General features: G+C 66.8%; 21 protein-coding genes and 1 tRNA gene. 7 read left to right on the top strand and 15 right to left on the bottom strand.

All coding sequences use genetic code 11. From position 1 onward, the window contains the following. Nucleotides 1-63: 63 nt before the first annotated feature. Nucleotides 64-921, top strand: coding sequence for an S-formylglutathione hydrolase (gene fghA / locus GTP77_RS02830; RefSeq protein WP_161070648.1), 858 nt, complete (start codon nt 64-66; stop codon nt 919-921). A 72-nt stretch (nt 922-993) separates the two neighbouring features. On the opposite strand, the gene GTP77_RS02825 is transcribed toward fghA, so the two are convergent. The 3 genes from GTP77_RS02825 to GTP77_RS02815 all read right to left on the bottom strand — a co-directional run bounded on the left by GTP77_RS02825 (nt 994) and on the right by GTP77_RS02815 (nt 2,825). Beyond that, a complete protein-coding gene (locus GTP77_RS02825) occupies nt 994-1,575 on the bottom strand; it encodes a DJ-1/PfpI family protein (protein ID WP_161070647.1) in 582 nt (193 codons plus the stop codon). Between the two features lie 81 nt (nt 1,576-1,656). Next, nucleotides 1,657-2,613, bottom strand: a complete 957-nt coding sequence (locus GTP77_RS02820; RefSeq protein ID WP_161070646.1) for a chemotaxis protein — start codon at nt 2,611-2,613, stop codon at nt 1,657-1,659. Nucleotides 2,614-2,749: 136 nt separating this feature from the next. Further along, nucleotides 2,750-2,825, bottom strand: a tRNA-Gly gene (locus GTP77_RS02815). 84 nt (nt 2,826-2,909) lie between these two features. Here GTP77_RS02815 and GTP77_RS02810 point away from each other — a divergent pair. The 4 genes from GTP77_RS02810 (at nt 2,910) to GTP77_RS02795 (ending at nt 7,665) form a co-directional block, all read left to right on the top strand. Then, a complete protein-coding gene (locus GTP77_RS02810) occupies nt 2,910-4,541 on the top strand; it encodes a Na+/H+ antiporter (RefSeq protein WP_161070645.1) in 1,632 nt (543 codons plus the stop codon). Between the two features lie 3 nt (nt 4,542-4,544). Further along, on the top strand, nt 4,545-5,612 hold the full coding sequence (locus tag GTP77_RS02805) for a sensor histidine kinase (protein ID WP_161070644.1): 1,068 nt from the start codon (nt 4,545-4,547) through the stop codon (nt 5,610-5,612). After that, nucleotides 5,600-6,343, top strand: a complete 744-nt coding sequence (locus tag GTP77_RS02800; RefSeq protein WP_161070643.1) for a LytR/AlgR family response regulator transcription factor — start codon at nt 5,600-5,602, stop codon at nt 6,341-6,343. The genes GTP77_RS02805 and GTP77_RS02800 overlap by 13 nt, the downstream gene beginning before the upstream one ends. A 107-nt stretch (nt 6,344-6,450) precedes the next feature. After that, on the top strand, nt 6,451-7,665 hold the full coding sequence (locus tag GTP77_RS02795; protein WP_161070642.1) for an acyltransferase family protein: 1,215 nt from the start codon (nt 6,451-6,453) through the stop codon (nt 7,663-7,665). Here the strand turns inward: GTP77_RS02795 and GTP77_RS02790 are convergent. After that, the gene (locus tag GTP77_RS02790; RefSeq protein ID WP_161070641.1) at nt 7,662-10,109 is read right to left on the bottom strand and encodes a penicillin acylase family protein; all 2,448 of its coding nucleotides are present in this window, start codon (nt 10,107-10,109) and stop codon (nt 7,662-7,664) included. The two genes, GTP77_RS02795 and GTP77_RS02790, sit on opposite strands and share 4 nt — an antisense overlap. A gap of 115 nt (nt 10,110-10,224) precedes the next feature. Here GTP77_RS02790 and GTP77_RS02785 point away from each other — a divergent pair, with 115 nt between their 5' ends. Together GTP77_RS02785 and GTP77_RS02780 are read left to right on the top strand one after the other, a co-directional pair. Beyond that, nucleotides 10,225-10,728: a GAF domain-containing protein gene (locus GTP77_RS02785; protein ID WP_161070640.1), complete on the top strand. Its 504-nt coding sequence runs from the start codon at nt 10,225-10,227 to the stop codon at nt 10,726-10,728. After that, nucleotides 10,721-11,122 carry a response regulator gene (locus GTP77_RS02780; protein ID WP_161070639.1) on the top strand — a complete coding sequence of 134 codons (402 nt, stop codon included), beginning with the start codon at nt 10,721-10,723 and terminating at the stop codon, nt 11,120-11,122. Before GTP77_RS02785 ends, GTP77_RS02780 begins: the two co-directional genes overlap by 8 nt. 9 nt (nt 11,123-11,131) lie before the next feature. On the opposite strand, the gene GTP77_RS02775 is transcribed toward GTP77_RS02780, so the two are convergent. The 11 genes from GTP77_RS02775 to GTP77_RS02725 form a co-directional block, all read right to left on the bottom strand. Next, complete coding sequence (locus GTP77_RS02775) at nt 11,132-14,350, bottom strand: EAL domain-containing protein (RefSeq protein WP_161070638.1); 3,219 nt, start codon at nt 14,348-14,350, stop codon at nt 11,132-11,134. 88 nt (nt 14,351-14,438) lie between these two features. Continuing rightward, complete coding sequence (locus GTP77_RS02770) at nt 14,439-15,398, bottom strand: pyridoxamine 5'-phosphate oxidase family protein (RefSeq protein ID WP_161070637.1); 960 nt, start codon at nt 15,396-15,398, stop codon at nt 14,439-14,441. Between the two features lie 15 nt (nt 15,399-15,413). Further along, the gene (locus GTP77_RS02765; RefSeq protein WP_161070636.1) at nt 15,414-16,031 is read right to left on the bottom strand and encodes a glutathione S-transferase family protein; all 618 of its coding nucleotides are present in this window, start codon (nt 16,029-16,031) and stop codon (nt 15,414-15,416) included. Nucleotides 16,032-16,115: 84 nt separating this feature from the next. Further along, a complete protein-coding gene (locus GTP77_RS02760; RefSeq protein WP_161070635.1) occupies nt 16,116-17,264 on the bottom strand; it encodes an esterase-like activity of phytase family protein in 1,149 nt (382 codons plus the stop codon). A gap of 31 nt (nt 17,265-17,295) precedes the next feature. Then, nucleotides 17,296-18,639 carry a DUF3422 family protein gene (locus tag GTP77_RS02755; RefSeq protein ID WP_161070634.1) on the bottom strand — a complete coding sequence of 448 codons (1,344 nt, stop codon included), beginning with the start codon at nt 18,637-18,639 and terminating at the stop codon, nt 17,296-17,298. After that, entirely contained in the window at nt 18,636-19,580 is a 945-nt protein-coding gene (locus GTP77_RS02750; RefSeq protein ID WP_161070633.1) for a LysR family transcriptional regulator, read from the bottom strand. The genes GTP77_RS02755 and GTP77_RS02750 overlap by 4 nt, the downstream gene beginning before the upstream one ends. A gap of 23 nt (nt 19,581-19,603) precedes the next feature. Further along, entirely contained in the window at nt 19,604-20,563 is a 960-nt protein-coding gene (locus tag GTP77_RS02745) for a glycoside hydrolase family 43 protein (RefSeq protein WP_161070632.1), read from the bottom strand. Nucleotides 20,564-20,574: 11 nt separating this feature from the next. Next, nucleotides 20,575-21,555: a galactofuranose ABC transporter, permease protein YjfF gene (gene yjfF, locus GTP77_RS02740; protein ID WP_161070631.1), complete on the bottom strand. Its 981-nt coding sequence runs from the start codon at nt 21,553-21,555 to the stop codon at nt 20,575-20,577. Continuing rightward, a complete protein-coding gene (locus tag GTP77_RS02735; protein WP_161070790.1) occupies nt 21,552-22,562 on the bottom strand; it encodes an ABC transporter permease in 1,011 nt (336 codons plus the stop codon). The genes yjfF and GTP77_RS02735 overlap by 4 nt, the downstream gene beginning before the upstream one ends. Before the next feature lie 68 nt (nt 22,563-22,630). Beyond that, a complete protein-coding gene (locus GTP77_RS02730) occupies nt 22,631-24,193 on the bottom strand; it encodes a sugar ABC transporter ATP-binding protein (RefSeq protein WP_161070630.1) in 1,563 nt (520 codons plus the stop codon). Next, complete coding sequence (locus GTP77_RS02725; RefSeq protein ID WP_161070629.1) at nt 24,193-25,167, bottom strand: ABC transporter substrate-binding protein; 975 nt, start codon at nt 25,165-25,167, stop codon at nt 24,193-24,195. Before GTP77_RS02725 ends, GTP77_RS02730 begins: the two co-directional genes overlap by 1 nt. Between the last annotated feature and the right edge of the window lie 55 nt (nt 25,168-25,222).

Raw genomic sequence — 25,222 nt, 5'->3', positions numbered from 1 at the left:
ATCGCGTCGCACCCTAGCCCGGGTTAGAATCATGGCCAGACCAATGCACGAGAAGGAATCCCCATGCTGGAACTCATTAGCGAACATAGTTGCTTCGGCGGCGTTCAGCGCTTTTACAAGCACGATAGCGCCACAATAGGCCTGCCGATGCGATTTTCGGTTTTCATTCCGGAAAGCAAGGACGACGCGCCGCTGCCCGCGCTGTTCTACCTGGCAGGATTGACCTGCACTGAGGAAACATTCCCCATCAAGGCCGGCGCCCAGCGCGTGGCGGCCGAGCTGGGCCTGATATTGATCTCGCCGGACACCAGCCCGCGCGGCGCCGGCGTGCCCGGCGAAACGGATGCGTGGGACTTCGGCGCCGGCGCCGGTTTCTACATCGACGCAACGGAAGCGCCGTGGAGCAAGCACTACCGCATGGAAAGCTATCTGCATGAGCTGCGCGGGCTGGTGACCCAGGAACTGCCGGTGGACGCGGCGCGGCTGGGCATCTTCGGCCACTCCATGGGCGGCCACGGCGCGCTGACGTTGGCGCTGAAGCGGCCGGACGTGTTCCGTTCGGTATCGGCCTTTGCGCCCATCGCCGCGCCGACCCGCTGCCCGTGGGGCAAGAAAGCGTTCGGCGGCTACCTGGGCGCGGACCAGGCCGCATGGCGCAAGCATGACGCCAGCGAACTGATGGCCGCTGCCAGCACGCCCTTCCCGCAAGGCATATTGATAGACCAGGGCCTGGGCGACAAGTTCCTGGCCGAGCAGCTGTATCCGGAAGCGTTCGAGGAGGCGTGCAAGCAGGCCGCGCAGCCGCTGCAACTGCGGCGGCATGCGGGCTACGATCACGGCTACTACTTCATTTCAAGCTTTATCGAGGATCATTTGCGCTTCCACGCGGCCAATCTTGGCGGGTTACGGCGTTCCGCCTAACCCGCCCTACGATCCTTGCTCTCTGCGTAGGGCGGGTTAGGCGGCGCGCCGCCGTAACCCGCCGAGCGCCGCCTATAGCTTGATCTCGGTCCCCAGCCGCGCCAGGAACTGCCCCAGCCATTGCGGATGGGCCGGCCATGCCGGCGCGGTGACGAAAATACCGTCCGTCACGGCGCTGTCCACCGCGATATCCGCATACTGGGCGCCCGCCAGCTTCACTTCCGGCGCGCAAGCCGGGTAGGCGGAAATCCTGCGGCCCTTGATCACGTCCGCCGCCGCCAGCAGCTGCGCGCCGTGGCACACCGCCGCGATCGGCTTGGATGCCTGCGCGAACTGCTGGATGATCTCCAGCACGCGCGGATTCAAGCGCAGATATTCCGGCGCGCGCCCGCCCGCGATCACGAGCGCGTCGTAAGCGGCCACATTCACATCATCGAAATTGGCGTTCAGGGCGAACTGGTGGCCCGGCTTCTCGGTGTAGGTCTGGTCGCCCTCGAAGTCATGGATGGCGGTCTTGACCTTCTCCCCGCTCTTTTTGCCCGGACACACGGCATGCACCGTGTGGCCCACCATTTGCAGTGCCTGGAACGGCACCATGGTTTCGTAGTCCTCGGCGTAATCGCCCGTCAATAACAGTATCTGCTTGGCTGCCACGGTCATCTCCCACTTGGTTGGAAAAGTACGACCTGGCCATGATAGCGTTATTTGACGGGCAATGCTGCCAACTTGCCTACTTTACTTGTGCAGCACCTTGCGGATGGTTTCCGCCAGGTCTTCCGCCACGAACTTCGCAACGTAGGCGTCCGCGCCCACGCCCTTGACATGGTCCTCATTGGTCTTGCCAGACAGCGAGGAATGGATCACGACCGGAATCTTGCTGAAACGGGCGTCCTGCTTGACCAGGCGGGTCAGCGTAAATCCGTCCATTTCCGGCATTTCCAGGTCGGTCAGGATCAGCCCCACGCGGTCCTCGACCGGGATGCCCTCGGCCTTGGCGCCGTCGGCGATATGCTGCAGGCGTTCCCATGCTTCCTTGCCGGATTTGGTCATCACGAAAGGCGCGCCCATGGCGGTCAGGCCCTGCTCGATCAGGCTGCGCGCAACCACCGAGTCGTCCGCCGCCAAAATGATGGTGCCGGCCTTGAGCGCCAGTTTCGGGCCGATGGTTTCCGGGTCCACGTCCTTGCCTTCGTTCGGCACCATCTTGCGCAGGATGGTTTCCACGTCCAGCACCTGCGCCAGGCGGGTGTTGTTCACGTCGCCGTCCAGGCGGGCGATGCTGGTGACCATGCCGCCGGCCGTGCTGCCCTCGGCGGACAGCACCTGGCCCCAGTCCAGGCGCACAATCTCGTCCACCGATTCCACCGCGAAGGCCTGCGTGGTGCGTGCGAACTCGGTCACCAGCATGATGTTCAAGCCGGTCTTCGGCGTGACACCCACGATGCCGGGCAGGTCCATGACGGAAATAATCTGGCCGCGCAGGTTGACCACGCCCAGCATATGGGGCGCGGAACCGGCCACCGCCGTCACTTCCGGCATGGCCACGATTTCGCGGATTTTGAACACGTTGATGCCGTACAGCTCCGAATGCTCGCCATTGGCGTCGGCGCCCAGGCGGAACAGCAGCAGTTCGAACTTGTTGGAGTTGGTTAAGTTACTGCGTTCGTCAATTTCTTGTTGAACAGAATTCATAGGGATCGTCTCCATTGCAAGGTCTGCAATCAGTATAACGATATTGCCCTATACAACGAAACATTTCGCCCGCCGATGTTGCAATTGCGCCGGGATAAAAAAAAGGAAACCCTGAGGTTTCCTTTTTTCTGAATTCTGGAGCGGGAGAAGAGTCTCGAACTCTCGACCTCAACCTTGGCAAGGTTGCGCTCTACCAACTGAGCTACTCCCGCAGAAGGCAAGATTATGACAGAAAGTTTGCAGCCTCGCCAGTAGGGCCGACTATATAATTGCACCACGTTGAAATAAGGACATGAATGGATGCAATAGAAACCGTCTTGGCCATGCTGTTGGCCGTGGTCGGCAGCGCCTACCTGGTGCGCCTGCTGCCCGTGGCCGTGCCGCTGCCGCTGATGCAGATCGCGCTCGGCTTCGTCGTTGCCGCGTTCTCGCGCCACGGCATTGCGCTCGACCCCGAATTCTTTTTCCTGCTGTTCCTGCCGCCGCTGCTGTTCCTGGACGGCTGGCGCATCCCCAAAAGCGGCCTGCTGCGCGACCGCGGCGTGATCCTGCAACTGGCGCTCGGCCTGGTGGTGTTCACCGTGCTGGGCATGGGCCTGCTGATCCACTGGATGATACCGGCCATGCCGCTGCCGGTGGCCTTTGCGCTGGCCGCCATCATCTCGCCCACCGACCCCGTGGCCGTCTCCGCCATCGCCTCGCGCACGCCGATACCAAAACGCCTGATGCACATTCTCGAAGGCGAATCGCTGCTCAACGACGCCAGCGGCCTGGTGTGCTTCCGCTTCGCCGTGGCCGCCGCACTGACCGGCACCTTCTCGCTCACCTCGGCCACGCTCACCTTCGTGTGGCTGGTGGCCGGCGGCATCGGCATGGGCGTGGGCGTCACGCTGCTGATCGCGCTGGCGCAGCGCTGGCTGACGCGCCATTTCGGCGAGCCGTCCGGTTCGCCCATCCTGGTCAACCTGCTGATGCCTTTCGGCGCCTACCTGCTGGCCGAACACCTGAACGCGTCCGGCATCCTGGCGGCGGTGGCGGCCGGCGTCACCATGAGCTATGTGGAGCTGGGCGGCCACGCGCTGGCGGCCACCCGCATCCAGCGCTCCGCCGTGTGGGACACCGTGCAGTTCTCCCTCAACGGCGTGATGTTCGTGCTGCTGGGCGAGCAGCTGCCCAGCATCCTGAAGGGTGCGCGCGCCTCGCTGGAGGCGGTGGGCCACGTCAATCCGTGGTGGCTGGTGCTGTACGCCTTCGCCATCACCCTGGGCCTGATGGTGCTGCGCTTCGCCTGGGTGTGGACCGCGCTCAAGCTCACGCTGTTCCGCAAGAGCCGCATGGGCCACGACGCCGCGCCGCCGCACTGGCGCCTGCTGCTGGCCACGTCGCTGGCCGGCGCGCGCGGCGCCATTACGCTGGCCGGCGTGATGACGCTGCCGCTGTTCATGCCCGGCGGCCAGCCCTTCCCCGCGCGCGACCTCACCATCTTCCTGGCCAGCGCGGTGATCCTGCTGTCGCTGCTGGCGGCCAGCATCGGCCTGCCGCGCATCCTGAGCGGCGTGGATTTTCCTGAGGACTCGGAAGAAAGCCAGGAAGAGGACCGCGCGCGCGAAGTGGCGGCCAACGCGGCCATCGCCGCTATCGAACGGGCGCAGATCGAACTGATGTCCACCAGCGTGGACGCGGACCTCTACCCCCAGGCCGCCAGCCGCGTGATCGCGCTGTACCGGCACCGCCTGGTCGAGCACACCGAAGTGGAGCAGGCGCGCCAGTTCCGCAAGCTGGACATGGCGGAAAAGGCGCTGCGCATGGCGGCGCTGCACGCCGAGCGCAAGGCCATCTTCAACCTGGCGCGGCACGACCACATCTCGGACGAAACCGCGCGCAAGCTGGTGCGCGAGATCGACCTGAGCGAAACGCGCTTCCGCTAAGCCATGCAGAACCGCCGCGCCACCTTCGCCCTGTCCGCCGCCTGGCTGCTGTTCTGGAGCATGATGGTGCTCACCGCCGTGCAGGACGCGCTGCGCGACGGCGAGCACGCGGTCTGGAAGCCCATCCTGTGGGAGTCCTCGTCGGCGGTGGTGGCCACCGTGCTGATGGTGCTGCAGCGCCGCCACACGCGGCGCTACGACCACCTGATGGCCGCACCGCTGCGCTGGGCCGGCGTTCAGCTGCTGTGGGCGCCGGTGTACTGGCTGGCTTTCGTACCGCTGGCTTTCGGCATCCGGCACGCCGTGTATGCGCTGGCCGGGCAGTCCTACGAGCACGAAGCATGGCCGCAGGTGTTCCTGTACGAGGACATCAAGATCACCGTGTTCTTCGGCCTGTTCGTGCTGATCCAGTTTGGCCTGCTGTCCTACCGCGCGCTGCTGGAGGAGCGCCTGCGGGCGGCGCAGGCCAACACGCTGCTGCGCCAGGCGCAGTTGCAGCAGCTCACGCAGCAGATGCAGCCGCACTTCCTGTTCAACGCCCTCAACACCATTTCCTCGCTGATGCACACCGACGTGGCGCGCGCCGACGCCACGCTGATGCAGCTGGCCGACGTGCTGCGCGCCACGCTGGACCACTCGGGCCAGCAGCAGGCGCCGCTGGCCACCGAACTGCGCCTGCTGCGCGGCTATGCCCACCTGATGAGCGAGCGTTTCGAGGACAGGGTCGGCATCACCTGGGACATCGACGAATCGCTGCTGGGCTGCCAGGTGCCGCTCATGAGCATGCAGCCGCTGCTGGAGAACGTGTTCAAGCACACGGTGGAGCAGCGCCGCCAGCCCACGGCCATCGCCATCAGCGCGCAGCGCGAAGGCGGACATCTGCTGCTGCGCATCGCGGACGACAGCGGGCGCCTGGCAGCATCATCCTCCGGCGCGGCAAGAAGCGGCATCGGCCTGCGCAACCTGCGCGAACGGCTGAAAGTGCTGCACGGCGGCGCGGGCTCGCTGCAACTGCTGCAGCTGGAACCGGCCGGCGTGTGCGCCGAAGTGAGGCTGCCATGCGCGTGCTGATCGTCGACGACGAGCGCCCCGCGCGCGACAAGCTGCGCCGCCTGCTGGCGCTGGAAGCGGACGTCAGCGCCATCGACGAGGCGCGCGACGGCGTGGAAGCGCTGGAACGCGCAGCCGCCTGCGCGCCGGACGCCATCTTCCTCGATATCCAGATGCCCGAGGTGGGCGGCTTCGACGTGGCCGCCTCGCTGCCCACGCCTGCCCCGCTGATCGTCTTCGTCACCGCCTACGACGAATACGCCATCCGCGCCTTCGACGCCAACGCCATCGACTACCTGCTCAAGCCTTACGACCAGGCTCGCCTGCAGCGCGCCATGCAACGCCTGCGCATGCGCCTGGCCATGGAACGCGCCAGCACCCCGGCCGAGGCTCCCGCCGCCATGGCAATGGCCATGCCGCCGGTACGCCAGCTGCTGGTGCCCGAGCGCGGCGCCACGCGCATCGTCAAGGTGGAGGACATCAGCTGGATAGAAACGGCGGACAACTACGTCATCCTGCACACGCCCGGCGGCCAGCCCCTGCTGCGCCAGACGCTGGCCGGCCTGCTGGAAAAACTTGGCCCGGACTTCCTGCGCTGCCACAGGCGCGGCGCGGTGCGCCTGTCCGCCGTCGCCGCCGTCGAAGTGGACGACAAGGGCGACGGCGAACTGCTGCTGCACGGCGGCGCCCGCGCCCCGCTCAGCCGCCAGTACCGCCCCGCCCTGCTGGCCCAGCTCGCCGGCCGGGGCTGAGCCCCCGGCTCGCCCCAGGCCGCCCCCGCCTCGCCCCATTTCGCTGGCCCGCCGCGCGGCACGGCCATAAGCTTGTCTTCATCGCAACCCGCAACGTGGAGACAGCCATGCCGAACACCCACCCAAGCCGACTGTATTTCCTCGACTGGATACGCATCTGCGCATTCTTCCTGCTGATCCTGTACCACACCGGCATGTACTACGTGACCTGGGACTTTCACATTAAAAGCCCTTTCGCCAGCGACGCCATCGAACCGCTGATGATGCTGTCCTCGCCTTGGCGCCTTGGCCTGCTGTTCCTGGTGTCCGGCGTGGCGGCGGCCTACCTGATGAAAAAGCTCACTACCGCCGCCTTCCTGCGCCAGCGCAGCGCGCGCCTGCTGCTGCCGCTGGTCTTCGGCATGCTGGTGGTAGTGCCGCCGCAATCCTACTGCGAGGTGGTCGAGAAGCTGGGCTACAGCGGCAGCTACCTGGACTTCATGAAGCTCTACCTGGCCCGCTACCACGGCTTCTGCAAGGAAGGCGCCTGCCTGGACCTGCCGACCTGGAACCACCTGTGGTTTGTCACCTACTTGTGGGTGTACACGCTGCTGCTGGGCGCCATGGCCGCAGCCTTCGGTCCGCGCTTGCAGGCTGTGTCGGACCGGCTGTGCAAGGCGCTCACCGGATGGAAACTGGTCGCCCTGCCCGTCGCCGCCCTGGCGCTGGCCCGCGTGACGCTGTTCGGCAGCTACCCGTCCACGCACAACCTGGTGGTGGACTGGTACAACCACGCTCAGTATCTGCCGCTGTTCCTGCTGGGCGCCTTGCTCGGCATGCAGCAGGAGCGCGCCGTCTGGCAGCGCATGGAGGGTATGCGCTTTGTGTCGCTGGGCGTGGCCCTGGGCTGCTGGAGCATGCTGATCGCCTACTACGCGCTGACCGAGAACATGAACCCGGCCGACATCATGCCGCTGATCCAGGCGCAGCGCGTGGTGTACGCCCTGGTGCAGTGGAGCGCCATGCTGGCGGTACTCGGCTTCGGCCACCGCCACCTGCAATTCGACAGCGCCAAGCGCCGCTACCTGTCGCAGGCGGTGTTCCCGGTCTACATCGTGCACCAGACGCTGATTATCGTGTTCGCCCACCTGATGCAGCCGGCCCGCATGCAGCCAGCCAAGGAAGGCTTGCTGCTGGTGCTGCTCACGCTCACGTTCAGCTTCGCCATCTTCGAGGCCGTGCGCAGGGTGCCGCTGCTGCGGGCCTGCTTCGGCATCCATGGCACGCAGCAGCCCGGCGCGGATACCAGCCGCGCCGCATCGGCGCAGCCGGTTGCGGCCTAGTTCACCACCTTGACGAACGTCAGCATATGCTGTGCAGGGCCGGGCAGGAAAGGCGTAGCCTTGCCGCTCACCCAGTCCGCGTGGCCCGCCAGGAAGTACGGCGACAGCGGATGGCCGCTTTGCCCGCCCGGCATATTGAAGATGCCCTGCTCCTCCTTGCCCGGCGAGACCACCATGCGCTCTGACTGGCCGAACTTGCGGCCCGCCACGCGCGGCATGTGGCTGTCGCCCGGCATCTGGTCGCCCGGCGCGGACAGCCAGCGCCGCAGCGCGGGCGCCGCCGAGGCGATGGGATGCGCGATGTCCTGCGTATTGCGCTCGCCCCAGGTGGCCGTGGCCAGCGGCTTGCCTTCCTTCGTCATGGCGGCCACGGTGCGGTCGATGGCGGCCAGTTGCAGATCCTTCCAGCTGGCGTACTGCGGCGGCAGCCATCCGGCCGGCTGCTCGTCCAGCAGGCGCGCCACCACCACCGGCCAGCGCGCGCTGGCTGCCGCCATGTCCGCCTTGTCGGCCAGCTTGCCCATCTCCGCGCTGGCGCCGCCGTACAGCAGCTCATACATCGACCACATGAAGCCGCGCGCAATGCGGTAGCCCGCCGAGTCCACGCTGGCGTGCCCGCTCCAGTTCTTGCTCAGCAGCTCGCGCGCCGCCGCGCGCTGCGCGCTATTGGCGCCGCCCGCCGCCACGGCCTGCTCGTCCAGGGCAGCCAGCGCGCGTTCGCGCCAGCCGGCCAGGAACAGCGCGCGGTCGTCCAGCGCCACGCTGTACACGCCCTTCTCATTCGTCTTGGCGCCCAGCGCGGCCACGCTGTCGCGCACCTGGTGGGCGCGCGCGCCGAGGTCGAAGCCGCCGTCGCCCAGCTTGGCGGCGTCCGCGCCCATCAGCAAACGGCTGTTGGCGGTCGACAGCTGGCCGCTGGCCGGATTGCGCACCACCGGATAGGCTTCCGGCGCCAGCAGCCCCTGCCAGCCTGCCGCCAGGGTCTCGCCCGCCAGCGGGAAGGTGGACGCCAGGCCGGGCTGCGCGCGGCGCGGCAGCGGGCCGGCGATGGTCCAGCCGATATTGCCCTTGCTGTCGCCGGCCACGAAGTTCTGCGCCGGCAGGCCGGAGCGCTTGGCCACGGCCAGCGCGTCGTCCAGCGTGGTGGCCATTTCCAGCCGGCCTGCGGCCAGGCTCACCGCTTCCCTGGCGTGCGCCACCCAATGCACGGCGTAGCTGCGGCCCGCCACTTCGCGCACCGGCCCCAGCGAGGTTTCGCGCACGGTGAATTTCTCGGCGGCGGCATCCTTGACGAGGATGATCTCCTCATGCACCGCCGGGCTTTCCCAGCCGGCGGGAGTACGCAGCTTGCCCGGCTGCGCGGGGTCCGTCTCCAGCGTCACCAGGTCGGCGTAGTCGCCATAGCTGTTGGTGAAGCCCCAGGCCACGTGGCCGTTGGAACCTGCCACCACCAGCGGCACGCCGGGCAGCGTCACGCCCGCCACGCGGCGCGTGGCGCCGTGGCCGTCCGGCACCATCAGCACCGCGCGGTACCAGATGTGCGGCAGTTGCAGGCCCAAATGCATATCGTCCGCCACGATGGCGCCGCCGTCCTGGCTGCGGCTCCCGGCCACCGCCCAGTTGTTACTGCCCACCATGCCGCGCAGCTCGGCCGCGCCGCCGCCGTCCGCCCCTGCCAGGCCGGCTATCCGGGCTGATTCCTTGGCCGTAGCCCTGCCCCACCATGCGGGCGCCTGATCCGGGAACGGCGCGTCCGGCGCGGGCACGGAGGCCGCGTCCAGCGGCGCATCCCACTGGGTGGACTCGGGCAGCAGCACCGCCAGCTGTTCCGGCGTGGCGTGCTCCTTCAGCCAGCCGCGCGCCAGCTCGCGCGCCTCCTGGCCGCCTTGCAAATCGAAATACATGGCCCAGATCACCAGCAGCGAGTCGGCCTCGCTCCACGGGCGCGGGCTCACGCGTATCAGCGCGTATTCAAACGGCCGCGTACCCAGGCTGTTCACACCGTCGTTCACGCCCGCCGCGTAGCGCGCCAGCAGTTCGCGGTCGCCGGCCGGCATGGCTTGCAGCACCGCCTCGGCGCGCGCGCGGAAGCGGTGCAAGCGGTGCTCTTTGTCCACCGGCAGCGCGCGCGGCCCGAACAGCTCGGCCAGTTCGCCGGCCGCCACGCGGCGCAGCAAATCCATCTGGAAGTAGCGGTCCTGGGCATGGGCGAAACCGGTGGCGTAGGCCACGTCCTTGCGGTCGCCGCCGCTGATGGTGGGTATGCCCTGGCCGTCGCGCGCGATGTTCACGCTGCCGCTCAGCGTAGGCACGGTGCGGCGGCCGTCAAGCTGTGCCAGGCTGCCGCGCAGGAAGAACCACAGGGCCAGTACCAGTATGGCCAGCAACAGCAACAAGGTGAGCGCCACGCGCTTGATCCACTGCCCCAGTCCCGCTTTTCGCATACCCCGCCCCCATCATTAATCTCCCGGGAATATTGCCAGAAGTCCAACGCAAACGGGGTGACTAAATTGTAACGATGGTGGTAGAGTGTGCGCATTGCCCGAATGGATACCAGCCATGCTCGCAGCCCCCACTCCGCCCAACGAGGCAGAGCGCATCGCCGCCCTGTACGCCCTGCTCATCCTCGACACGCCGCGCGAGGAACGTTTCGACAAGATCGTAGAATTTGCCGCCATGGAGTTCGATGTCCCCATTGCGCTGATCTCGCTGCTCGACAGCGACCGGCAATGGTTCAAGTCCTGCGTGGGCCTGGATGCCTGCGAAACGGGGCGCGACATCTCGTTCTGCGGCCACGCCATCATGCGCGCCGAAATCATGGAGGTGCGGGACGCGGCGCAAGACCCGCGCTTTGCCGACAATCCGCTGGTGACCGGCCCGCCGCATATCCGCTTCTACGCCGGCGCCCCGCTGCTGCTGCCGAACGGTTACGCGCTCGGCACGATATGCCTGATCGACACCAGACCGCGCCAGCTGGACGACGTGGAAATGGCCATCCTTTCCACGCTGCGCGGCCTGGTCATGCAGGAGCTGCAATCGCAACAGGAGGCCAGCCATGCCTGAGCACAGCAAAGCGCGCCAGCCGCCCATGCTGCTGGTGGAGCCGGAGACCATGCTGCGCCGGACCGTGGCGCTGACTGCGCGCTCGCTGGGCCTGGCCGACATCCACGAGGCGGCCAGCGCGGCGCTGGCGCGGCAGATCCTGCGCCAGCAAAGCTTTTGCGGCGCCATCATCGCCGTCAACAGCGGCGAGGCCATCGACCTGGGCCTGCTGGACCAGATCCGCGAGGGCGACTCGGCCAGCCAGCGCAATATGCCTATCGCGGTGCTGGCGGAGAACTGCACCGGCGAACTGCTGGCCGCGCTGCGCGAACGCGCCGTCACCCGCGTGATCGTCAAGCCCTTCCGCGCCCGCATCCTGCTCGACGCCTTCGGCGCGCTGGTGCCGCCGGCCTGAAAACCTCCTTTAACGCTGGCGCATCAGCGCCTGGTAGCGGAAGCCTTCGCGCACCGAGGCGCGCAGGCTTTCGTCGTCCCAGGGCTTGGTGAAGAAGCGGTAGATCTCGCCGGTGTTGATGGCGCTGATGACCATCTCCAGCTCCGCGTGGCCGGACAGTATCATGCGCACCGTGTCCGGATACAACAGCTTCACGCGGCGCAGGAATTCCGTGCCGTCCATCTCCGCCATGCGCTGGTCGCTGATCACCACCTGCACCGGATGCAGGGCCAGCAGGTCAAACGCGGCGCGCGCGGACGGCGCGGTCAGTATCGTGTAGCCGTCGCGCCGCAGCGTGCGCGTGAGTGCGGCCAGCACATGGGCTTCGTCGTCCACCAGCAGCAAGGTGCGTTCGGCCGGATCGGCCGCGCCGGCCAGCTGCAGCCGCCGTCCGCTTTCCAGCAGCGCGGTAAAGGCGTCGCTGTCGAGCGGGCGGCTGAAGTGGTAGCCCTGGATCTCGTCGCAGCCGCAGCCGCGCAGATAGGCCAGCTGCGCCTCGGTCTCCACGCCCTCGGCGATAATGCGGAAACCCAGGCTGTGGCCCAGCGCAATGACCGAGCGCACAATGGCGGACACATTCGGCTGGTCCAGCATGTCGCGCACGAAGGACTGGTCGATTTTCAGATGGCTCAGCGGCAGCAGCTTGAGCGAGGACAGGTTCGAATAGCCGGTGCCGAAATCGTCGATCGACAGCGCGATGCCCAGCCCCTTGAGCCGCGTCACCGTCGCCAGCACCTCGTCTATGCTGTGCATCATCATGCTCTCGGTCAGCTCCAGCTCCAGGTAGTGCGGCGCCAGCCCGGTGTCGCGCAGCGCGGCCACGATGTCGTCGGCCAGGCCGGGATCGCGGAACTGGCGCGCCGACACATTGACCGCCACCCGCAGCGGCGCCAGGCCGGCCTGCTGCCAGGCGCGCGCCTGCGCGCAGGCGGTGCGTATCACCCAGCGCCCTATCTCGACGATCTGCCCGGTATCCTCGGCCACGCCGACGAAGCGGTCCGGCGACACCATGCCCATGCGCGGATGCGGCCAGCGCAGCAGCGCCTCCATGCCGCTCAGTTCTCCCGTCTCCACGCTCACCTTGGGCTGGTAGTACAGCCGCAGTTCCTGGCGCGGCAGCGCGTAGCGCAGCTCCGTTTCGATGGCGGCCCGCTCGGCCACGCGCGCCTGCATGGCCGGCTCGTAGTACTGGGCCTGGTTGCGCCCCGTCTCCTTGGCCCGGTACATGGCGATGTCGGCGTGCCGCAGCAGCATCTGGCCGTCGTCGCCGTCGGCCGGGTAGGCGCTCACACCCACGCTGCAGCTGATGGCCACCTCGGCCTCGCCCAGCGGCACCGGCGCGGCCACGCTTTCCAGTACGCTCTGCAGCAGGGCGTGCGGCAAGGTTCCTTCGCTGCCGCCCAGCAGGAGCAGCATGAACTCGTCGCCGCCCAGCCGCGCCACGGTGTCGCTGGCGCGCACGCAGGCGCGCAAGCGCCCCGCCACCACGCGCAGCAGCTCGTCGCCGGCCTGGTGGCCCAGGCTGTCGTTCACCAGCTTGAAGTTGTCCAGGTCGATAAACACCACCCATACCCCGTGGCCATAGCGGCGCGCGTAGCTCAGCGCCTGCTCCAGCCGGTCGCTGAACAGATGGCGGTTCGGCAGCCCGGTGAGCGCGTCGTGGTTGGCCTGGTGCTCGAGCTGCGCCTGGTAATCCATCACCGCCGTCATATCGGTCAGCACGCACACATGGTGGCTCACTTCGCCCTCGCCGCGCACCGGCGCCACGTGCAGCTGGCTCCAGTACAGCGTGCCGTCGCGGTGGCGGCATTGCAGCAGGCGGGTGACGTCGGCATTCGCCTCCAGCGCCCCTTCCGCGCCGTCGTCGCAATCGAGCAGCGGCTCCAGGCGCTGGCCGGCCAGGGTCTCGGGCGCATAGCCCGTCAGCTGGCCGAAAGCCTTGTTGGCGTACTCGATCTCGCTGCCGCCGGCGCTGTGCGCGGTGATCACGATGGCGCTCACGCTGGCGTCCAGCGCCCGCCCGCGCAGCGCCAGCGTCTGCTCCACCTGCTTGCGCTGGCTGATGTCTTCTATGGTGCCCAGCACGCCGATAATGTGGCCCTGGGCGTCGTGCAGCGGCAGCTTGTTGATGAGGAACCAATGCATGCTGCCGTCGGCGAACAACATGCGGTCTTCCTGGTTGAGATTGGGCTGGCCGGTGTCGATGATGGCGCGGTCGTCCGCCACGATGCGCGCGGCGTTCGCCGCCCAGGGGAAATCGCTGTCGCGCTTGCCGGCAATGCCGGCCGGCCCGCCCACGCCCGCAGCGTTGGCGAAGGACTGGTTGCCGCCGCGGTAGACCGAGTCCAGGTCCTTCCAGAAGATCTGGTGCGGAATATGGTTGATGACCAGCTGCTGCATTTCCTGCGACGCGTGCAGCGCCTCTTCCATATGCAGCTTGGCCGTCACGTCGTGCGCAAACACCAGCCGCGCGGCGCGGCCCGCCAGCGTGAGCGAGTGCGAGGAAATGTCCACCGTGATGAGCGAGCCGTCCTTCTTGCGGTGCACCCAGTAGCCGGCGCGCTGCGCGCCCTTGGCGGGCGTGGCGGCCAGGTCGGCGGCCAGCCGCTCCTGCTCGCGCTCGGGGCGGATGTCCTTGATGGTCATGTCCAGGAATTCCGCCTCGGTGTAGCCGTAGTGGTCGACGGCGGCGGCGTTCACCACCAGGAAGCGCAGCGTCACCAGGTCGTACGCCCACATGGGATGCGGGTGGGCTTCGAACAGGCGCTTGAAGCGCAGCCGGGATCCATAGGAATCGAACTCGCCGAGTTCGTAGTTGAGCAGCAGGTAGGTCGCTTCGCCTTCCGCATCGGCCGGCTGGTACTCGATCAGCAGAGATACCGGCTTGGCTTCGCCGTCCTTCTCCGCCAGCTCCATTTCGCCGCGCCAGTAGCCCATGGCGCGCGCCGTGGGCAGCCCTTCGCTGCGCACGATGCTGCCGGCCCAGGGGGCGTACAGCAGAGCGGCCGGCATGCCGGGCCGCGCGTCCATCGCATGCAAGGTGGCGCAGCGGTTCAAGGCCAGGATGCGGCCTTGAACATCCACCAGCACCGCCATGTGCGGACTGGCGCCGAACAGGGTGCCGAAACCAGCCAGCCGCTCATCGTTGACGGGCGGCGCTGGGTCAGTCAGATGGTGGTCGGTGTGCATCGGGGGGCGCTAATGTAGCCGGGTTCTCCCGATTCTAGCCCAAGCCTTCCGCGCACGACGCGCACAAGACGCACACAGGAATCACGTGCTACGCCGCAGGCCAGGCTCCGGTGCGCAGCGCCGCCGGCGAGGCGCCGTTGTCCTGGGCAAACCAGCGCAACGGCAGCGCATGCGCGCGCCGAATGATGCGCTGCGGAGCAAAACGCCACAGCCGCTCGGCGCCGTCGAAAGCCGCCAGATCGGCCGCCGCTTCGGCGCCGCTCAGCAGCTCGGCCGTGCCGCTCATCTGCAGCACGCCGCCGCTGGCGAAGTCCACGAACACCAGCCCCGCCCTGCCGTTGAGCGCAATATTGCCCAGCGTGTTGAAGAACATATTGCCTTGAAAGTCGGGGATGGTCAGCGTGCCGTCCGCGTCGATCCGCACGAAACCGGGCTTGCCGCCACGGTGCGACACGTCCACTTGCCGCCCGCCGGCAACCACCTCGGCATAGGTGGCGACGTAAAAGGAATCAGCCGCGCCTATCAGCGCGCGCGCCTCGCCGTCCAGCGCCTCCAGTTCCACCGGCACGGCCTGCGGCTCTTCCACAAAAGCGTAATCGCGCAGCTGGATGTATTGCGGGCAGTTGCCAAAGGACTGCCGCACCTCGACCTCGAAACCGTCCTCGCCGCTGCGGCGCAGCACGCCGTTCATGCGGTTGCGGCGGCGCGTGTGCAGTTCTATGCCCAGCATGCCGACCGCATCGCCATGTTCCATCCCGGCCTCCGCCGGGTCCTGCGGCTCGCGCGGCAGCGCCGCCCGCAGGCGCTGCGGATCGGGCGAATGGAGAAAGCCCGGACGGCCAGCGCGCAGCGTGGCCCAGGCGTCGCCGGCCGCGTCCACCGCGCCCAGCACCACAAACGGCAGCTGCGCAAAGAAGGCGCGGTGCTGCTCGGGCATAAAGCCGCGTATCACTTTGCGCCCCAGCTCGTCCATGCGTTCCGCCATGCCGACCGTGCGCTGCATGGCCACTTCGCCAGCATGCCAGGGTGATGCCAGGGCTGCGTCCATGATGTTCTCCTTACCTTAAGCAGCCAGGCCGACAGGGCTTGAAACCATGGGCACGAAGCCGGGCAGCGCTTCCACGCGGCGCAGCCAGGCGTTCACGCTGGCATAGCCCGACAGGTCCACGCTGCCTTCCGGGGCGCGGGCAATATAGGCGTACAGCGCCACGTCCGCAATGGTGGGTGCGGCGGCCGTGGTGGCGATCCAGTTCCGGCCAGTGAGCTGCGCGTCCATCAGGCCCAGGATGCGGTGGGCACGCGCCACCATCTCTGCCGTGTCGCCGGTGCGCTTGAACAGCGCCGCGATGCGCGCCGCAGCCGGGCCGTAAGCCACTTCGCCGGCCGCCACCGACAGCCAGCGCTGCACCGCCGCCGCCGAGCGGGCGTCTTCCGGCAGCCAGTCGGTGCGGCCTTCGCGCTTGGCCAGGTAGACCAGGATGGCGTTCGAATCGCTGACCACCACGCCGCCGTCGTCCAGCACCGGCAGCTGGCCGAAACTGTTCAGGGCCAGGAACTCCGGCGTTTTATGTTCGCCTTTGAGCAGGTCGACATCGACCACCTCGTGCTCCAGTCCCAGCAGGGACAGGAACAGACGGGCGCGGTGCACATGGCCGGACAGCGGGTGGGAATACAGTTTCATGGTGGCTTCCTCTTGTAATCGGTTGATCGAGATTCGATACCGCAGTGTGGATTATTTCACCCACAAAGAGAACAGCCACAAAAATTAATTCAGCATTCCACTTTTTGGAATAACCTCGAACAGCAGGAATTGCGTGACCTGGTCCTTGCCGAAGTTGTCGTCGGAGACGATGAGCAGGCTGTCATGGCCATTGGCGAGCTTGGGGCCGAAGCTCATGGCTTCCAGGTTGTCGAGCCGGATGCCGAGGGTGTTCAGGTCCAGCACCAGGCGCTTGGCGGCGGGACGGAAGCCGCCTCCGGCCAGCGCCTCCACGCCGCGCACGTCGCTGGCGCCGCCGCCGGCTTCCATTTCGTACAGGCGGATATAGTTCTTGTAGGCGCCGGCGGCGTCCTGCACGGCGGAGCGCTCCAGCACCAGCAGCGAGCGCTGGTTCACGGCCACGATTTCGGAAACGCCGTTGTCCGCGACCTTGCCGGGACCGGGCGCCGCCGGGATGGCGTCCACCGGATAGGCGTACTGCTCCAGCATGCGGCCGTCGCGGTCCATGCGCGAGATGCGCACAAAGGCGCCGCCGGCCGGCGTGGGCAGCGGGCCGTCCTGGTAGAGCGGCGACTCCATGGCCACCCACATCGAACGCCCGTCCGGCGCAAAGCTCAGGCCTTCAAAGGACAGGTTGTCGCGCGAGCCCTTCTCTTCCCTGGACACGCGGAACATCTCCGGCAGCTGCACGGCGCCGAGGTAGGCGCCGTCGCGCCGCATATGGCGCACGAAGGGATCGAAGCCGCGCTTGCGGTCCCCTTCGCTGGTGTACCACACGGTGCCGTCCAGCGGATCGATGCGCAGCGCTTCGATGTCCGGCACGTCGCCGGTCTTGTTCACGTCGTACTGCTTCACGCTGGGGTAGTTGCTGCCGTCCGCCTGCTTGAAGGTGGCCACGCCGGTGAGCGTGACGCTGCGGAAGGCGGCGCCGTCGTAGTCCAGGCGGGCGCTGTAGAAACGGGCCGGGCTCAGGGCGCTGCGGTCGTCGCTGGCCAGCAGCCAGGCACCGCTGGCCGGGTCGTAATCCACGCCGGACAAGCCGCCCACGACGGTGCCCTGGAAGTCCAGCCTGTGCGGGATGCGCTGCTCGCCGATCAGGCGCAGGCTGGACACGGTGCGTTCGGCCGCGCCGGCGGCGAGTGGGACGGACAGCAAGCTTGCCGCGCACCACGCGGCGGCCAGGTATCGTTTCATGTATGCGGAATCATGGCGGGAAAGCCCGCCATTATGCCGTATGCAGCTTCTTGTGCATATTTCGCAGCGCCAGCCACACGCCGGCCACCACCACCGGCACCATCACGCCTATCACCACTTCCGGATTGCCCACCAGGCCCAGTACCTTGGCGGCCTTGGTGGAATAGCCCACCAGCCCGACCACGTAGTACGAGATCGCCGCCACCGACAGGCCTTCAACCGCCTGCTGCAAGCGCAGCTGCTGCGCCGCGCGCGCGTTCATGGACTGCAGGATCTTGCGGTTCTGCTGTTCCTGGATGATGCCCACGCGCGTGCGCAGCAGGTCATTGGTGTTGGCCACCCGCCGCGCCAGCGCTTCCTGCCGCGCCGACAGCGCCTCGCAGGTGTTCATGGCCGGCGCCAGGCGGCGGTCCATGAATTCGCCCACGGTGGGGATGCCTTCGATGCGCGCCTCGCGCAGTTCTTCAATGCGCGCGTTCACCAGCCTGAAATACGCTTTCGAGGCCGAGAAGCGGTAGCTGTTCTCCAGCGAGAGCTTTTCGATGCGCGCGGCCAGGCGCGTGATCTCGCCCAGCAGCGCCTGTTCCGTGGCGCCGTCCACGCTGCCGCCGTCGGCTTGCGCGGCGTCGGTCTGCACCATGGCGCCGGCCAGCTTCACCAGCTCCGATTCAATCGCGTTGAGCGCGGGCGCGGCCTGCTGCGCCTGCGGCAGGCCCAGCAGCGCCATCATGCGGTAGGTTTCAATCTCGAGCACGCGCTGCACCAGGCGGCCGGCCTGCTGCGCGCGCATGCCCACGTCGCGGATGATGAAGCGGCTGAAACCGTCGGACTGGATGGCAAAGTCGGTGTACAGCTCGCCGCCCTGCATCACCTGGCTGCCCGCCAGCGTGTTGCCCTCGAAGATGCGCAGCAGCGTGTCCTGCGCGTCGCTCAGGCGCTCGCCGCGTTCCAGCACCACGTGGGCGGCCACCATCAGGCGGCCTTGCAGGGACAGCAGCCATTCCTGCGGCAGGTGCGTGACGGGCATCTGCTCGAAGGCCTGCTCGCCCGCCACGTCCTGGGCCGGGCGGCCGGCGAAGGTGTAGGTGGAAAACTCGGTATGGCATTCCCACTTCAGACGGAAGCGGCCGAAGTCGTGGAAGAAGTATTTGGCGTCGCCGGCGGGGGACGAAACGCCGAAGTGCTTGCACAGCGCGCCCAGCGTGGCGTGGTGGCTGTGGCCCACCGGTGCGCCGCTGCCGTTGTCGGCGGCGCGGTAGACGGCAAAGTGCGATATCAGTTCCGGCGCTTCCAGTTTCAGGAAGGGCCGCGAGTGGATCTCGGCCGCAAGCGGCACGCGCAGCGAATGGTTAAGACTGGAAAACACAATACTCATGCGGGGATTTCCTTGGCAGCGGTACGGACGGCGCGCAGCAGCAAATCGGCGCCGGGCGATAGCAGGTGGTCCTGCTGGCGGATAATGCCGAACGCGTCCATTTTACACGGCAAGTCTATCGGCAGGATGCTGAGGATATTCAGGTCGGCGTAGTAGCGCGCCACTTCCAGCGGCATCACGTGCAGGAAGTCGGTCTGCTGCAGCAGCGGCGCCACCAGCAGCATGGCGGTGGTGTCCACCACATTGGTCGGCGGCTCCAGGCTGGCGCGGCGGAACATCATGTCGCAGCGGTGGCGCAGGATGCTGCCGGGCGGAGGCAATATCCACGGATGGCCGGCGATATCGGACAGCTGCAGGTTTTCCACCGCCATCAGCGGATGGCCGGGGCGGCACACGGCGCACGCCGGCTCCTCGGTCAGCTCCTCGTAGATCAGGCCTGAACTGCCGTCCTTCTCCAGGATGCGGCCTATCATGAAGTCCAGGTTGCCGCGCTGTAGCATCTCCACCAGCACATTGCTCGGCTCGAGCTTGACGCCGATGCGCAGCAGCGGCGCCTGCTCCTTGACGCGCGCAATGGCCTTGGGCAGCATGGACATGGCCGGCGTCATGATGACGCCCACCTCCACCTGCCCCGCAAGGCCGGCCTTGAGCGCCACTACATCGTCATGCGCCAGCGACAGGCTGGTGAGCGCCATGCGCGCGTGGCGTATCATGGTTTCGCCGTAGATGGTGGGCTCCATGCCGCGCGGCAGGCGCTCGAACAGCCGCACGTCCAGCATCTCCTCCAGATCCTTGATCTGCTTGGACGCGGCGGGCTGCGTCATGTGCAGCGCTTCGGCTGCGCGGTGGATGTTGCGGTGTTCGTCCAGCGCTATCAGCAGCAGCAGCTGGCGGGTCTTGAGGCGGGCGCGTAAAAACCAGTTCGGGTTGAGGGTATCCATCCGCAAATCATATCACCTCGATATCAGCCCTGGCAGCCGGGGCTCGGATTGGCGGCCGGGCCTTCGTCGGTCTGCGGAATGAAACGGATGGTGCCGTCCGGGTTGTAGTGCAGCTCCTCCACGGCCGCCGAGCGGCGGAACTCGCCGCCGGTGGGCAGCTTGTCGTTGTGGTAGAAGATGTAGGACTTGCCGTTGTGCTCAATGATGGCGTGGTGGATGGTCTTCACCACCGCGTTCTTTTTCATGATCACGCCGCGGTAAGTCCACGGGCCGGTGGCGCTCGGGCCGGTGGAGTACGCGGTCTCCTCCGGGAATTCGCGCGACCAGGACAGGTAGTAGGTGCCCTTGTGCTTGTGCAGATAGGTCGCTTCGGTGAAGTGCGGCACGGCCACGGTGTGGATAGGGCCGTCGGCTTCTATCATGTTGCGCTTCAGCTTCACGTACTTCATCACCTGGTTGCCCCAGTACAGATAGGCCTGGCCATCGTCGTCGATAAAGACGGCCGGGTCGATATCGTCCCAGCCGATGTCCGTTTCCCTGGTCATGTCGTTGGTGATGATGGCGCTGCCGCGCGCGTCCTTGAACGGGCCGGCCGGGCTGTCCGACACGGCCACGCCGATGGCCTTGCCCGGTATGGTGGCGTGCGCCACGGTAGAGTAGAAATAGTACTTGCCGTCGCGCTTGGTGATGTCGGCGGCCCAGGCGTCTTTCTTGGCCCAGGCGAAGGTCTGCACGTTCAGCGGCGAGCCGTGCGCCTTCCAGTTCTTCATGTCGCAGCTGGAATAGACCAGCCACTCCTTCATCAGGTAGTCCTTGCCGTTTTCCTCGGCCTCGTCGCGGCCCACGTACAGGTAGACGCGGCCGTTGTCGCTCAGCGCGGCCGGGTCGGCGGTGAATTTATCCTTGAACAGCGGATTGCCCGCGTGTGCGGCGGCGGCTGCCGCCATGGAAATGGCGCAGGCCAGCAGGGACTTCTTGAACATGGGTTCTCCGATTATTGGTTATTCTTCGCGCCGATGGACATCAGGCGCTGTACTACGCAAAACACGAACAGCAGGCCGCCGATCACGATCTTGGTCCACCAGGAGCTGAGCGTGCCGTCGAAAGCGATCAGGGTCTGGATGGTGCCCAGTATCAGCACGCCGGACAGCGCGCCGGCGAGATAGCCGTAGCCGCCGCTGAGCAACGTGCCGCCAATGACCACCGCCGCGATGGCGTCCAGCTCCGTGCCCTGCGCATGCAGGCCGTAGCCGGACAGCATATAGAACGAGAACAGCACGCCGGCCAGCGCCGCGCACAGGCCGCTCAGCGCGTAGATCAGCACCTTGGTGCGGCCCACGGCCAGGCCCATCATCTGCGCCGACTGCTCGTTGCCGCCGATGGCGTACACCGCGCGGCCAAAGGCCGTGTAGTGTGCCGCGTAGATGGCAAGGCCGAGCAGCACCAGCGCGATCAGCGCGCCCGGCGAGATGAAGCCGCCCAGGAGTTCCAGCTGCGTTTGCGACATGGCGACGAACAGCGGGTCTTCTATCGTGATGGACTCGATGCTGATCAGGTAGCACAGGCCGCGCGCCAGGAACATGCCGGCCAGCGTGACGATGAAGGCCTGCAGCTTGAAGTAGTGGATCAGCGCGCCCTGCGCCGCGCCGAACAGCGCGCCCAGCACCAGCACGAAGGCAATGACGGCCACCGGCGGCCAGTGCGCGCTGCGCAGCAGCCAGGCCGAGATCATGGTGGCCAGCGCCAGCACGGAGCCCACCGACAGGTCGATGCCGCCGGACAGGATGACGAAACTCATGCCGATGGCGATCACCAGCAGGAAGGCGTTATCGATCAGCAGGTTGAAGACCACCTGCAGCGACAGGAAGCCCGGATAGGCGGCGCCGCCGGCGGCCAGCATGGCCAGCAGCAGGAACACCGTCACCAGGGACGTGAAATACGGGGCGGACGCGAAGCCGCGCACTTGGGCCATCATGCTGCTTTCCTTTTCCAGATCTGCTTGAATTCCGGCGACTGCGACAGGCAGACCAGGAACACCACCACCGACTTCACCACCATGTTCACTTCCGGCGGCACGCCGAGCGAGTAGATGGTGTAGGTCAGCGTCTGGATAATGAGCGCGCCTATCATGCTGCCCGCCAGGCTGAACTTGCCGCCCGCGAGCGAGGTGCCGCCCAGCGTGACGGCCAGGATGGCGTCCAGCTCCAGCAGCAGGCCGGCGTTGTTGGCGTCGGCCGATTTGATGTTGGAGCTGATCATCAGCCCGGCCATGCCGGCGCAGGCCGAGCAGAACACGTAGACAAAGAAGATCAGCGCGGCGGTCTTCAGCCCGGCCAGGCGCGCGGCCACCGGGTTGATGCCGACGGCCTGGATGAACAGGCCCAGCGCGGTCTTGCGCATCAGCAGGGACACGGCCAGCACCACGGCCGCCACCACGTACAGCGAGAACGGCAGGCCAAACAGGTAGCCGCTGCCGAGGAAAAAGAAGGGCTGGTAGTAGACCGTGACGATCTGGCCGTCCGTCAGCAGCTGCGCCAGGCCGCGCCCGGCCACCATCAGTATCAGCGTGGCCACGATGGGCTGCAGGCCGAGCGTGGAGACCAGCAGGCCGTTCCACGCGCCGCACAGCAGCGCCGCCCCCATGGCCGCGCACAGCGCCCACAGCATGGGCGTGTTGGCCTCGTAGACCGGCACGCCGTTGTGCATGACCATGGTGCCGCCGATCAGCATGGCGGCCACGGTGCCGGACAGCGCCACCACGGCGCCCACCGAAATGTCGATGCCGCGCGTGGCGATCACCAGGGTCATGCCCAGCGCCGCCAGCATCAGCGGGGCGGCGCGGTTGACGATGTCGATCACGCTGCCGTACAAATGGCCATCCTTCCATTCGAGGTGGAAGAAACCGGGGATGAAGATCAGGTCCACCAGCAGCAGCGCGAACAGCGCGGCCAATGGCTTCATAAGAGGGTGCTGCAACAGCATGGCAAAGCTTTCCGGGTTGTTGCCGCCGCGCGCGGACGCGGCGTGGGGAACGGTGACGTCGGGAGCGCTCATGCCGCCTCCCCTGCGATGGCGTGCAGCACCGTGGTGTCATCGAGCTCGCCGCGCTGGTACTCGCCGCAGGCTTTGCGGTCGCGCATGACGATCATGCGGTCGCTCACGCGCAGCACTTCCGGCAGTTCGGACGAAATGAACAGGATGGACATGCCCTTGCGGCACAAGGCGGACACGTAATCCATGATCTCCTCCTTGGCGCGCACGTCGATGCCGCGCGTGGGCTCGTCCAGTATCATCAGCTTGGGCTCGGTGGCCAGCCAGCGCGCCAGCAGCACCTTCTGCTGGTTGCCGCCCGAGAGCGAGCCGATAGGCGTTTCTATGCTGGCGGTTTTGATGCCCAGCCATTTCACGTAGTTGTTCGCCAGTTCCTGCTGGCGTTTCAGCGGAATCGCGCGCAGCATGCCGGCCTGCGCCTGCATGGCCAGGATCAGGTTCTCGCGCACCGACAGCGACAGGATCGCCCCTTCGTGCTTGCGGTCCTCCGAACAGAAGCCGATGCCGGCGCCGATGGCGTCGCGCGGATTGGCGAACGGCGCGGCGCTGGCGCGGTCCACGGCCGTGATGCCGCCGCTATCCGCCTTGTCCGCGCCAAACAGCAGGCGCGCCAGCTCGGTGCGGCCGGAACCCAGCAGACCGCACAGGCCGAGCAGCTCGCCCTTGCGGATGGAAATATCGGTCGGCAGCAGCGCGCCACGGCGGCCCAGGGCACGCGCTTCAAGCACGAGTTCCGGCGACTGCGCTGCCGCTTGCCCTGCCTGCGCCTGGCCGCCTTGCGCCAACGCGGCGTCTTCCGCCACGGCGGCGGCACGCTGCTCATCGGCAGGCGCGCCTATCATCTTGTTAACCAGCGCAATGCGGGACAGCTCGCTGCACAGGTACTCCCCTTCCCGCTCGCCGTTGCGCATGACGGTGATGCGGTCCGAAATGGCGTAGGTCTGGTCCAGGAAGTGCGTCACGAACAGGATCGCAATGCCCTGGCCGCGCAGGCGGCGCAGCACCGTGAACAGCAGCTGCACCTCGGCCTCGTCCAGGCTGGAGGTCGGTTCGTCGAGGATCAACACCTTCGCGTTCACGTTCAGCGCGCGCGAAATCGCCACCATCTGCTGGACCGCCAGCGAATAGTGGGACAGCGGCTTGGCCACGTCGATATCGATATCCATCAGCGCCAGCATGCGCGCCGCTTCGCGCTGCATGCCCTTCCAGTCGATGCGTCCCCACTTGCGCGGATAGCGGCCGATGAAAATATTCTCCGCCACGGACAGGTTCGGGCACAGGTTCACTTCCTGGTACACCGTGCTGATGCCCAGCTCCTGCGCCTCCAGCGTGGACGAAGGCCGGATCGGCTTCCCTTCCAGCAGCATGGTGCCGCGCTCCGGCGTGTAGACGCCCGTCAGCACCTTGATCAGCGTGGACTTGCCCGCGCCATTCTGGCCCATCAGGGTGTGCACCTCGCCCGGATACAGGCGCAGGCCCGCATCGCTGAGCGCCTTCACGCCGGGGAACTCCTTGTGTATGCCGGTCAGTTCCAGGACCGGCGCAACGTCCGTCGCCGCCATTAGTACTTCCGGTTCGGGAATTCCTTGGCCGCCACTTCAGCCGGGAACACGCCCTCGTTCACCACGATGCGCTTCGGTATGGCCTTGCCGGCCTTGACGGCGGCGGCGGCTTCCATCAGCTGTGGCCCCAGCAGCGGGCTGCATTCCACGGTCACGTTCAGCTTCCCGGCGATCATCGCCTCGAACGCGCCCTTCACGCCGTCGATGGAAATGATGATGATGTCCTTGCCCGGCTTCAGGCCCGCTTCCTCGATGGCCTGGATGGCGCCGATGGCCATGTCGTCATTGTGCGCGTACAGCACGTTGATGCTCTTGCCCTGGGCCTTCAGGAAGGCTTCCATCACTTCCTTGCCCTTGGCGCGGGTGAAGTCGCCGGTCTGGGTGCGCACCACTTTCAGCTTGGGATTGCCCTTGATGATTTCCTCGAAGCCCGCCTTGCGGTCGATGGCAGGCGCCGAGCCCACGGTGCCCTGCAGTTCAACGATGTTCAGCGTGGCGGCGGGCGACTTCTTCGCATACTCCACCAGCCAGCGGCCGGCCTTGCGGCCTTCCTCGACGAAATCGGAACCGATCAGCGACACGAACAGCGTCGGGTCGCTCACGTTGACCGAGCGGTCGGTCAGGATCACCGGAATCTTGGCAGCCTTCGCCTCGCGCAGCACCGTGTCCCAGCCCGACTCCACCACCGGCGAGAACGCAATGATGTCCACGCGCTGGGCGATGAAGGAGCGGATGGCTTTCACCTGGTTTTCCTGGCGCTGCTGCGCATCGGCGAACTTCAGCGTCACGCCCGCCTTCTTGGCGGCGTCCTTGACCGAAGCGGTGTTCGCGGTGCGCCATTCGCTTTCCGCGCCCACCTGCGAAAAACCGATCACCAGCGGCTTCTGCGCGTAGGCGGGAGCGGCGGCGGTGGTAACAGCGACACAAGCGGCGGCTACCGCCGCGCCCAGGATAGTCCTGCGAGTGAAATGCATGCTGAATCTCCAATAATAGTTATGCACCAATAGTAGGGGAAAGCGCCATAGCCAT

The sequence above is a fragment of the Pseudoduganella aquatica genome, assembly GCF_009857595.1.
Classification (GTDB): domain Bacteria; phylum Pseudomonadota; class Gammaproteobacteria; order Burkholderiales; family Burkholderiaceae_D; genus Rugamonas; species Rugamonas aquatica_A.
This window is presented reverse-complemented; position numbering and strand designations above follow the sequence as displayed.